The organism is Pseudomonas protegens, assembly GCF_003732485.1.
Taxonomy (GTDB): Bacteria; Pseudomonadota; Gammaproteobacteria; order Pseudomonadales; family Pseudomonadaceae; genus Aquipseudomonas; species Aquipseudomonas protegens_B.
In genome coordinates this window covers 107,791-117,735 of the sequence record NZ_MOAK01000081.1, presented here as the reverse complement: position 1 = coordinate 117,735, position 9,945 = coordinate 107,791, and the positions used below count along the sequence as shown (strand labels likewise).

General features: G+C 60.0%; 12 protein-coding genes. 3 read left to right on the top strand and 9 right to left on the bottom strand.

Features of this window, described 5'->3' with window-relative positions; translation table 11 throughout:
- Window positions 1-857: 857 nt before the first annotated feature.
- The 3 genes from BLX41_RS24385 to BLX41_RS24375 all read left to right on the top strand — a co-directional run bounded on the left by BLX41_RS24385 (window position 858) and on the right by BLX41_RS24375 (window position 3,261).
- The gene (locus BLX41_RS24385) at window positions 858-1,082 is read left to right on the top strand and encodes a hypothetical protein (RefSeq protein WP_123726946.1); all 225 of its coding nucleotides are present in this window, start codon (window positions 858-860) and stop codon (window positions 1,080-1,082) included.
- A 271-nt stretch (window positions 1,083-1,353) separates the two neighbouring features.
- Entirely contained in the window at window positions 1,354-1,836 is a 483-nt protein-coding gene (locus BLX41_RS24380) for a hypothetical protein (protein WP_123726945.1), read from the top strand.
- 144 nt (window positions 1,837-1,980) lie between these two features.
- A complete protein-coding gene (locus tag BLX41_RS24375; RefSeq protein ID WP_123726944.1) occupies window positions 1,981-3,261 on the top strand; it encodes an OmpP1/FadL family transporter in 1,281 nt (426 codons plus the stop codon).
- 77 nt (window positions 3,262-3,338) lie between these two features.
- Here BLX41_RS24375 and BLX41_RS24370 read toward each other — a convergent pair whose 3' ends face one another.
- From BLX41_RS24370 to BLX41_RS24335, 9 genes are all read right to left on the bottom strand, one after another.
- Window positions 3,339-3,890: a glutathione peroxidase gene (locus BLX41_RS24370; RefSeq protein WP_123726943.1), complete on the bottom strand. Its 552-nt coding sequence runs from the start codon at window positions 3,888-3,890 to the stop codon at window positions 3,339-3,341.
- Between the two features lie 55 nt (window positions 3,891-3,945).
- Window positions 3,946-4,068 (bottom strand): hypothetical protein, encoded by a 123-nt coding sequence (locus BLX41_RS36170; protein ID WP_259745142.1) that lies wholly within the window; start codon window positions 4,066-4,068, stop codon window positions 3,946-3,948.
- Window positions 4,065-5,267 carry an MFS transporter gene (locus BLX41_RS24365; protein ID WP_123726942.1) on the bottom strand — a complete coding sequence of 401 codons (1,203 nt, stop codon included), beginning with the start codon at window positions 5,265-5,267 and terminating at the stop codon, window positions 4,065-4,067. The genes BLX41_RS36170 and BLX41_RS24365 overlap by 4 nt, the downstream gene beginning before the upstream one ends.
- Before the next feature lie 52 nt (window positions 5,268-5,319).
- A complete protein-coding gene (locus tag BLX41_RS24360; RefSeq protein WP_123726941.1) occupies window positions 5,320-5,724 on the bottom strand; it encodes a MarR family winged helix-turn-helix transcriptional regulator in 405 nt (134 codons plus the stop codon).
- Window positions 5,725-5,794: 70 nt separating this feature from the next.
- Window positions 5,795-6,526 (bottom strand): adenosylcobinamide-GDP ribazoletransferase, encoded by a 732-nt coding sequence (locus BLX41_RS24355; RefSeq protein ID WP_123726940.1) that lies wholly within the window; start codon window positions 6,524-6,526, stop codon window positions 5,795-5,797.
- A 1-nt stretch (window position 6,527) separates the two neighbouring features.
- On the bottom strand, window positions 6,528-7,103 hold the full coding sequence (locus BLX41_RS24350; protein WP_123726939.1) for a histidine phosphatase family protein: 576 nt from the start codon (window positions 7,101-7,103) through the stop codon (window positions 6,528-6,530).
- Window positions 7,100-8,155, bottom strand: coding sequence for a nicotinate-nucleotide--dimethylbenzimidazole phosphoribosyltransferase (gene cobT / locus BLX41_RS24345; protein ID WP_123726938.1), 1,056 nt, complete (start codon window positions 8,153-8,155; stop codon window positions 7,100-7,102). The genes BLX41_RS24350 and cobT overlap by 4 nt, the downstream gene beginning before the upstream one ends.
- Window positions 8,152-8,673 (bottom strand): bifunctional adenosylcobinamide kinase/adenosylcobinamide-phosphate guanylyltransferase, encoded by a 522-nt coding sequence (gene cobU, locus BLX41_RS24340; RefSeq protein WP_123726937.1) that lies wholly within the window; start codon window positions 8,671-8,673, stop codon window positions 8,152-8,154. Before cobU ends, cobT begins: the two co-directional genes overlap by 4 nt.
- A 36-nt stretch (window positions 8,674-8,709) precedes the next feature.
- Window positions 8,710-9,945: cobyric acid synthase (locus BLX41_RS24335; protein ID WP_259745141.1), on the bottom strand; the 1,236-nt coding region annotated here is incomplete at its 5' end.

Below are 9,945 nucleotides of genomic sequence, written 5' to 3'. Positions count from 1 at the left end.
AGGCGCGCCACTCTACTCCTTTTTTCGCTCGGGTAAAGTCAAAAAGAGCCAGCACGCCCGTCCTAGAGCAAGCGCTTGGGACAATCCACAGAAGCTGTGGATAAGTCAGTGGACAACCCCTCCACAACCCTCCCAAAGCCCCATGAGACGGGCCCTGCAGTCAAACTGACGATTTTTTCACCAGTAAAAAAAGACGATGTTTATCATTGACTTAAATTCTCGAGACAGGCTATGGGGCAAGCCTGGGGGAAGGTGACAACAGGGTGACACGCTGCGCGACAAGTGTGCACAACTGAGCAGAAATTAACGCCAGTAGCGCACCGTTTTCGTACACGCCACAACGGCAAAGGTTACATAGTGTGTGACAGAGCAATTTCGCCCCTCATCAAACATTTTTCCTAACACACTTGCATTCCCCGCTTCAACCCAATAGAATCCTCGCCGTTAGTACCAAGCTGAAAGTCAATTCTGGTCGAACAAGTCCTGCTGACGCTCTCTCCAATAGAGAACAATGTCGAATACCAAGGACCGACCACCTCGCTGGTTTCCAGGTAAATCTCAAACTGACACCGCCCTTGAAACGAAATCAAAGGCAGTGTCCGAGCCACTTACTCTGACCGAACCAACCTGCAAATTGATCAGGATCTCCACCCTGGGCCCAGAACCTTTGCCCCTGCTGTGCTGCCTGCCCTCCTAAGTACCTACCTGCCAGCCCTAGCGCAACCTTATTAAAGCGCTGCAACTGGCTGCTTTGTTCCAGTCAGGTTCTTCGTTTGACCAATGGTGGTCGACGTTACTGGAACGTTTTAACGTTGCACGGTTCTTAACCGTGTCATTTGTAGGAACACCTAATAATTATGTCTACTCAAATCCAGACTCAGGATGCCATTCGCACCCTAACCCACGCTTTTGCCCCCTTGAACTGCCTGATCATGGCCGCTCGCAAAGGCTGCTTCAGTTTCACCCTGGTCAACGAACACGGCATCGCTCGTCACAGCGAACGTCTGTACCCCGATCAGTACTCCAGCGCAGAACCGCTGCAGGCAGTGATCGAACGTACTCGTCAGGCCCTGGTGGCCTGATACGCCACAGCGCTAAACCACCAAAAGCCTCGCTTCATAGCGGGGCTTTTTATTGCCAGTTATTTGCCCATTGACCACTTCATCCAAAGCACCAATGGGTATAAGGCTTATAACAAGGGGACGGAAATATTTTAAAAACAGTCCTTTACAGCATAGATATGACACTACACTTCAACTCAGGCGGCCCGAGCCGCTTCCGGCAAACCTGAACCTTTTCTCGCTGCCAAGCTCCTTCAGGTTTAGCCGGCCACTTTCACACTTCGAGGGCATTATGGGTATCGCCGCCAGCGAGTTGTGCCGCTATGTCATACGCCCGACCCTGATGTACCTGGGCAGTCATAGCAAAACCGCTGAAGCCCTGCTGCTGGGCATTGCTGCCAGCCAGTCGGCGCTGGGCTCGGCCCTGCACGATCGCCGCGGCCACGGCCTGTATCGCATCACCGAACTGCGCCACCAGGACCTCTGGGATCATTATCTGGCGCTGGACCCGGAGCGGGCCAGCCTGGTTCGCGGACTGGCCAGCCAGCACGCGTTCCTCAGTGGCCCGCACCTTGAATTGACCGTCAACCTGCGTTACGCCACTGCAATCGCCTGGTTGCTGGTGGAGCAACAACACACCCCGCTCCCCGCTGCCGACGATCTGCTCGGCATGGCCCGCATCTGGAGGAAGACCTTTCAACCACAAGGACGTTTGAGAGATTTCGCCTGCGCCTGGCAAACCTGTGTTTCACCGCTGAGCCTGGTCGCCTGCTGACAACGACCTCTACAAAATCGGAGAAAAATCCGGATTTTGGTCGGATTGTCCTACAAAACCGCTCTAAATCAACTGTTGCAGCCTATAGCGTCGAGGCCAAAATGTTGGTAATTTTCGCCTCGGTGATCACCAGGAGTTCTAATAATGAAAAAAGTAATGCTCAAATCCACCATAAGTCTCGCGGTTGCACTTGCCTCTACCCAACTCTTCGCCAGCGGCTTTGCCCTTAACGAACAAAGCATCAGCGGCATGGGTACCGGTTTCGCGGGTCGTTCTTCTTCTGCCGAAGATGCAAGCACTGTTTACGGCAACCCTGCCGGTATGTCCCTGCTGAAACGCGACCAAGTGACTGTCGGCGTAGCGGCAATCGATGCCAAGACCAACCTGAAAAACGTCCAGGGCGGCCCGCCTCGCGGCACCAGCGATGGCGACATGGTTCCGTTCACCAGCGTGCCTATGGGGTTCTTCGTCAAACAACTGGGCAACGGCTGGGCATTGGGTCTGGGGGCCTATGCACCTTTCGGCCTGGTTACCAACTATGAGTCCAGCTCTGCCAGCCGTTATTACGGTGACAAGAGCGTAGTCAAGGTCGTTACTCTGCAACCGACCGTCAGCTACGCCTTCAATGACATGGTATCGATTGGCTTTGGCCCGACCATCAACCGCCTGAGCGGTGAACTGACCTCCGCCACCCCATTTCCAAACCCTGCACTCTTCGGCCGCAATGACGGCAGCGTGAAGATCAAGGGAGACGATACCGCCATCGGTTATAACGTCGGCATTATCGTTCAGCCTACCGACACCACTCGCCTGGGTCTGACTTACCACTCGAAGGTCAAGTACAAGCTCGAAGGCCACACCAACATTGCCGGCCCTGGCTTCGGTCCGTTCAACGGAGGCCGTTACGACGCCTCGCTGGACATCACCACCCCGGAAGTCGTCGACTTCTCGGTCACCCAGAAACTGGATGACCAGTGGACCGTCTATGCAGGTAGCACCTGGACTCGCTGGAGCCGCCTGAAAGACATCACCGTGAACAACGAAGGCGTTCCTGCTCTGCTCGGCGGTTCCAGGGGCCCGATCGGCACCATCACCGAACCACAGAACTGGCACGACACCTGGGCCTCGGCCGTAGGTGTTTCCTACAAGGTCAACAAAGAGTGGGTCCTGCGCAGCGGCCTCTCGGTTGACCAGGCGCCAACCAACAACACCGACCGTTCCGTTCGTATCCCTACCGGTGACCGTAAGGCGATCAGCTTCGGCGCCGGCTACAGCCCGACTGAAGACCTGACGCTCGACCTGGCGGTTTCGTACCTGAAGGAAGAGGACGTCAACGTCAACAGAACCGGCAAAGGCAACGCCTACAGCGCGACCTACCAGAACAGCGCGTGGGGCTATGGCCTGGGCGCTACCTACAAGTTCTAACGAACGCTGGGCCACGCAGTTTCAAGCCAATAAAAAACCCGCATCTGCGGGTTTTTTATTGGCCGATGAATACAGGCTCAAGACTTCGACGCCAACGCCTTCTCCACCGCCTCGATGAACTCCGGGTTATCCGGCTTGGTCAGACTGGAAAAGTTGGCAATCACATTGCCCTGGCGATCCACCACGTACTTGTAGAAGTTCCACTTCGGCGCATTGCTCTGCTGCGCCAGCACCTTGAACAGCTGCACCGCATTCGGCCCTCGAACCTTCTGCGGCTCGGTCATGGTGAACGTCACGCCGTAGTTGACGTAACAGACCTTGGCGGTTTCAGCTCCATCCTTGGACTCCTGCTTGAAATCATTGGACGGTACGCCCACCACTTCCAACCCCTGATCCTTGTAATGCTGATGCAGCGCCTCAAGGCCTTTGAACTGAGGGGCGAACCCGCAGAAACTCGCGGTATTGACCACCACTAGCGGCTTGCCGGCAAAACGCTGGCACAGGTCGATGGACTCCTTGGCGTGCAACTTGGGGACAGAACCCTGCAGCAGCGCCGGGCAATCTGCAGCCCAGGCCGACCCTGCAAAGGTTGCGAGTAATGCCGGAACAACAAACCAGCCCTTAGCCATGTCCAGTGTCCTTGAATAGTGGTCAGGCACCGACGTTACTCGCCCCCTCGCCCACCTAGCAAGCACCCATGCCCAACTGCATCAGCGCCAGCCCGCCACGATGCCAACCCCACCAAGCCAGCAGCAACAACAGGCTGCCGATTCCCAGGCCAATCCCCCAACCCAACCATGGTTTCATGCTGCACTCGCCTGCAAGCGCGCCACCGGACGCTCGCGCACCGGCCAGTTGAGGGCGGCAGCCAGCAAACTGAGAAGAATCGCCACTTGCCAGATCAAGTCGTAACTCCCGGTACGGTCATACACCACCCCTCCCAGCCAACCGCCAAGGAAGGACCCCAACTGGTGGAACAGGAACACAATACCGCCGAGCATGGACAAGTTCCTGACCCCGAACAAGGTAGCCACTGTGCCATTGGTCAAAGGCACGGTGGACAACCAGAGAAAGCCCATGGCCATGCCGAACAAGTAGGCGCTGGTCTGCGTCACGGGCAACCACAGGAACAGACCAATCACCACCGCCCTCAACAGATACAGGCCGGTCAGCAGGCGTGGCTTGGACATCCGCCCTCCCAGCCAGCCGGCGGTATAGGTACCGAAGATATTGAACAGGCCGATCAGGGCCAGCACCGTTGTACCGACAGTGGCCGGCAAGTGTTGATCCACCAGATAGGCAGGCAGATGCACACCGATGAACACCACCTGGAAGCCACAGACGAAAAAGCCGAACGCCAGCAGCCAGAACCCGGAGTGGGAACAGGCTTCGCGCAGGGCCTCTGCCAGGCTCTGCTCATGCCCCAGCACCGGCAGTGGCTTGTCCTTGAGCATGCTCACCAAGGGCACGATCAAGGCGACCAGCACGCCCAGCACCAACAACGCCGTCGACCAGCCCAGCCAGCCGATCAGGCCCAGGGTTCCGGGGAGCATGGCGAATTGGCCGAAAGAGCCGGCGGCACTGGCAACGCCCATGCCCATGCTGCGCTTCTCCGGTGGCAGTGCCCGGCCGACGACACCGAGAATCACCGAGAACGAAGTGCCCGACAAACCGATACCGATCAGCAACCCTGCGCTCAAGGACAGCGTCAGGGCCGAATCCGCCAGTCCCATGAACACCAGTCCCACGGCATACAGCACGCCACCGATCAGCACCACCTTGGCCGCGCCAAAACGGTCGGCCAGGGCGCCGGTAAAGGGCTGTGCCAGACCCCAGATCAGGTTCTGCAAGGCAATGGCAAAGGCGAAGACTTCACGCCCCCAGCCAAACTGCGCGCTCATGGGCGGCAGAAACAGGCCGAAACCATGCCGAACTCCCAACGACAGCGCCAGGATCAATGCGCTGCCGAGAAGTACCCAACCGCTGGTGCGCCACATCGATGACATGTTTATTCTCCAAGTACGGGTATATACCCGCTTATATTCGAACGAAGCGCCGTCAGGCGAGTTCGTTCAGCAAGGCCAACAAGGTTTCACGCTTCTCCACCCCAAGCCGATCGATCAACCGCTGCTGGGCTGCCTCCCAGGCCGGCAAGGCCGCCACCAGGCGCTCATGTCCGGCATCGGTCAGTTGCACCAGACGGTTGCGCTGGTCGTCACCTTCCATCAACCGGACCAGACCCGCAGCCTCCAGCACCCGCACATTGCGCCCCAGCGTGCTGCGGTCCAGACCCATGGCATCCGCCAGGCTGGAAATGCTCGGCTGATCAAGGCGCAGCAGATTGTTCAGCAAAGAATACTGGGCAACGTTGATCCCGAAGCCGTCGAGGGCGCCGTCGTAATACCTGCTGACGCCACGAGCGGCACGACGCAGGTTGGTGCACAAACACTGAGAGGGAAGCATGATGCGTGTATATACCCGCGATTAATCCAAGGCAAGAAATTTCAGAAAAAACAGCCACTGCAGGCCTTGTTCAAAGAACCACCAGCGCCAGCAGTACAGCCGTTTCCAGCAACTCCAGCAGCGCCCCCGCTGTATCGCCGGTAGTGCCGCCCAGGCGCCGGATCATCAACTGACGCAACCAGAAGAACAGCACCACTGCCAGCAGTACGGCCCAAAGTCCGCTGTAACCACCCAGCAGCAAACAGACCAGGACACTCAAGCCCAGCACCTGCCGCCCTGCCAATGCTGGCAGATGATCGGTCAGGGCCTGCCCCAGGCCACCCGCACGCACATAAGGCGTGGAGAGGAACAATCCCAGCAATGAGGCACGCCCAATCAGTGGCGCCAGCAACAAGGCAAAGCCCTGCTGCTGCTCGATCAACGCCACCAGCGCGGCGAACTTGAGCAACAGCACCAGCAACAGCGTCACCACAGCGATGGGTCCGCTACGCGGATCCTTCATGATGCTCAAAGTGCGCTCTCGATCACCGAAGCCCCCCAGCCAGGCATCGGCGCTGTCTGCCAGTCCATCCAGGTGCAATCCCCCGCTGAGCAAGACCCAGGCAGTCAGCAGCAACGCCGCGTGCACCAGCAGAGGGGTGCCAGCGAGCACGGCGTCCAGCAGCCACAACAGCACACCGAACAACAGCCCCACCAGCGGATAGAACAGCAATGAGCGCCCCATCTCCTCAGGCTCAGGCATGCCCGGCAGGCGAATGGGCAGGCTGCTGAGAAACTGCAGGGCAATCCAGAACGGCAGCATCTCAGCCCTCCTCGCTCAATTGCCCCGTGGCGGAGACTTTCAAGCTGAACAACGCACCGTGACCGACCTCCACATTCAGCAACTGCTCCCGAGGCAGCCCTCGTGCCCGGGCCAGCAACAGGCGCATTACCCCGCCATGGCTGATCAACAGCACCCGCTGCCCAGCACAGTCCCGGCACAAGCCCTCGATCGCCCCCAGAACCCGCCGGGAAAAGTCCGCCACAGGCTCCCCCTGGGGCGGAGTAAAGCTATAGGGGTCGGACCAGAATCGGCCCAGATCATCGGCATTGGTTTCCATCAGCGCCGCTGCGCTCTGCCCCTCCCAGGCGCCAAAATGCAGCTCCTGCACATCAGGCTGCAGAAGCAGGGGCAACTGCAACTGCGCAGCCAGTTGCTCGGCAAAACGCGAACAGCGCTGCAAGGGTGAACTGACGATCAGATCCCAACGCTCGCGCCCCTGAACCCCGTCACGCATCTGTTGCCAACCCCGCTCTGTCAGGGCGTCGTCCAGACTGCCACGCAAACCACCGCCCAGCTCGGTTTCACCGTGGCGCAACAGGTCCAGATGCAGGGTCATGCCGGGCGGTCCGCCACGGCCGCCTCGGCGAAGGTCGCCATCTGCCCGTGCAGATCACAGGCCAGGCGCAGCAATGGCACCGCCAGCGCAGCACCGCTACCCTCCCCCAGACGCAAACCCAGATCCAGCAAGGGCTCCGCTTGCAGAGCACCCAGCACATGCCGGTGTCCCGGCTCGGCTCCTTGATGCGCAAACAGCAGCCATGGACGGCACGCCGGATTCAGGCGCACCGCCACCAGGGCCGCGACACTGCAGATAAACCCATCAACCAGCACTGCGATTCCTTCCTGAGCGCAGGCCAGATAGGCCCCCACCAACGCAGCCACTTCAAAACCACCGAGATTGAACAGCGTCTGCAAGGCATCGTCGCGGGACCCCGCATGCAGGGCCAAGGCCCGCTCGATGACCTGAGCCTTGTGGTTGACCCCTTCGGCATTCAAGCCGGTGCCCGGTCCAGCCAGCTGCGCCACTGGAATGTCCAGCAAGGCACAGGCAATGGCACTGGCGGCAGTGGTGTTGCCAATGCCCATCTCACCGCCGATAAACAGTTGGGCACCCTCGGCACGGGCGCGCAACGCACTGTCGCGGCCCGCCTGCAGGGCCAGCTCACCCTGAGCCGGGGTCATGGCCGGCCCCTGGACGAAGTTCTGCGTACCGGCACCGAGGTTAAGGTGGCGCACACCCGGCAGACTCAACCCGATTGCCACCGTCCCCAGGTCCACCACCTCCAGTTGCGCACCCAGTTGTCGTGCCAGCACGCTGATAGCTGCGCCGCCGCTGACAAAGTTCAGCAGCATCTGCCCAGTCACTTCCTGTGGGTAGGCGGATACGCCCTCGGCGACCACCCCGTGATCCCCGGCGAAAATCGAAATCCACAACCGCTCGAGGCTTGGCTTGAGCTGTCCTTGCAAACCGGCCAGACGCACCGCCAAGGGCTCCAGTTGACCAAGGGAACCGGCCGGCTTGGTCAATTGCTGCTGACGCGCCAGGGCTTGCTCGACCATCCGGGCATCGACCGCCTTGCATGGCTTCAGCCACCAGGAGTTACTCATAACGCAGTTCCTTTCAAAGTCAGGGGCAGGCCGGCCACCGTCAGCACCACACGCTGACAACGTTCGGCCAGGGCTTGATGCAGCCAACCGGCTTCATCCACGTAGCGGCGAGTCAATTCGCCCAGGGGTACGACACCCATTCCAGTTTCGTTGCTGACAAAAATGATCTCCCCCGGCAGCGTCGCCACACACTGCAACAAGGCCTCACGCTCGATGTCCAGGCGCTGCTCGTCCTCGAGCATCAGCAGATTGGTCAACCACAGGGTCAGGCAATCCACTAGCAGACAACGCCCGGTACCAGCGGCCTGCTGCAGCACCCGGGCCAGCTCCAGCGGTTCTTCGATCAACCCCCAATGGGACGGGCGGCGCTCACGATGATGGGCAATACGTTGATTCATCTCGCCATCCAGGGGCTGGCTGGTGGCGATGTAGATCACCTCAAGGGCGCTGTCGGTGGCCAGTTTTTCCGCCAGGCGACTCTTGCCGGAGCGGGCACCGCCGAGAATCAGTTGCAGCATGCTTGAGCACCTTTGAAAAGTAAGTCCACCGCGGCTCTACAGGCCACAGAGCTTGAGCAGTGCGGCGGTATCCAGATGATGCTCCACCAGGTCCGCCAGACGCTCGATATCGCGTTCGCGCAAGGCGTGATAATCCACCTCCTGCACATCCTGCAGCCCCGCCCAGCGCAACAGCGCACCACAGGCTGCCGGGGTCTCGAACAGACCATGCAGGTAGGTACCGAGGATCTGCCCATCGACGCTGCAAGCGCCATCACTACGACCGTCCTGCAACTGCACCGCCGGCTGCTCCAGGGCCGGGCCGCGAGTGACGCCGGCGTGAATTTCATAGCCACTGACCGGCGCACTCTCCAGGGTCAGGTGGCCACTGACATTGCGCAGCTGCTTCTCGGTTTCGAGCACGGTTTCAAAGTCCAGCAAGCCCAGGCCCGGGCTGGAACCTGCCGCACCTTCCAAACCCAGCGGGTCGTGCAACTGCTTGCCGAGCATCTGCAGACCACCGCAGATCCCCAGCAGCTTGCCGCCATAACGCAGGTGCCGGGAGATGGCCCGGTCCCAACCATTGGCTCGCAGATAGACCAGGTCGCCGCGCACGCTTTTCGAGCCGGGAAGAATGATCAGGTCGGCGGCGGGAATCGCCTGCCCGGGGCCGATGAACTGCAAGTCCACCTGAGGATGCAGGCGCAGCGGATCGAAATCCGTGTGATTGCTGATGCGCGGCAGCACCGGCACCACCACCTTCAGCACTTGCTCGACCTTGCCGGCCTGACGCTGGTCGATGCCGTCCTCCGCCTCCAGATGCAGGTCCATGACATAGGGCAGCACGCCAATCACCGGCTTGCCGGTACGCGCCTCCAGCCAGTCCAGACCCGGCTGCAAAAGCGCCAGGTCACCACGAAAACGATTGATGATGAAGCCCTTGACCCGCGCCTGCTCGCTGGGCGAAAGCAGTTCCAGAGTCCCCACCAGATGGGCGAACACCCCACCACGATTGATATCGGCAATCAGCAGCACCGGACAGTCCACCGCTTCGGCAAACCCCATGTTGGCGATGTCGCCAGCCCGCAGATTGATCTCGGCCGGAGAGCCGGCCCCCTCCACCATCACCACGTCATAAGCGCCTCGCAGACGCTCATGGGAAGCCAGAACCGCCTGCATGGCGATGGCCTTGTAGTCGTGATAGGCCACGGCATTCATGGTGGTGACGGCCCGGCCGTGAATGATCACCTGGGAACCGGTGTCGCTGTTGGGCTTGAGCAGCACCGGGTTCAT

What these genes read in the sequence shown, in the direction of transcription:
- cobT (WP_123726938.1), bottom strand. Translation starts at nt 8,155, where the DNA reads ATGAGTAACTCCTGGTGGCTGAAGCCATGCAAGGCGGTCGATGCCCGG.
- BLX41_RS24385 (WP_123726946.1), top strand. Translation starts at nt 858, where the DNA reads ATGTCTACTCAAATCCAGACTCAGGATGCCATTCGCACCCTAACCCAC.
- BLX41_RS24375 (WP_123726944.1), top strand. Translation starts at nt 1,981, where the DNA reads ATGAAAAAAGTAATGCTCAAATCCACCATAAGTCTCGCGGTTGCACTT.
- BLX41_RS24355 (WP_123726940.1), bottom strand. Translation starts at nt 6,526, where the DNA reads ATGCTGCCGTTCTGGATTGCCCTGCAGTTTCTCAGCAGCCTGCCCATT.
- BLX41_RS36170 (WP_259745142.1), bottom strand. Translation starts at nt 4,068, where the DNA reads ATGAAACCATGGTTGGGTTGGGGGATTGGCCTGGGAATCGGCAGCCTG.
- BLX41_RS24370 (WP_123726943.1), bottom strand. Translation starts at nt 3,890, where the DNA reads ATGGCTAAGGGCTGGTTTGTTGTTCCGGCATTACTCGCAACCTTTGCA.
- BLX41_RS24350 (WP_123726939.1), bottom strand. Translation starts at nt 7,103, where the DNA reads ATGACCCTGCATCTGGACCTGTTGCGCCACGGTGAAACCGAGCTGGGC.
- BLX41_RS24360 (WP_123726941.1), bottom strand. Translation starts at nt 5,724, where the DNA reads ATGCTTCCCTCTCAGTGTTTGTGCACCAACCTGCGTCGTGCCGCTCGT.
- BLX41_RS24380 (WP_123726945.1), top strand. Translation starts at nt 1,354, where the DNA reads ATGGGTATCGCCGCCAGCGAGTTGTGCCGCTATGTCATACGCCCGACC.
- BLX41_RS24365 (WP_123726942.1), bottom strand. Translation starts at nt 5,267, where the DNA reads ATGTCATCGATGTGGCGCACCAGCGGTTGGGTACTTCTCGGCAGCGCA.
- cobU (WP_123726937.1), bottom strand. Translation starts at nt 8,673, where the DNA reads ATGCTGCAACTGATTCTCGGCGGTGCCCGCTCCGGCAAGAGTCGCCTG.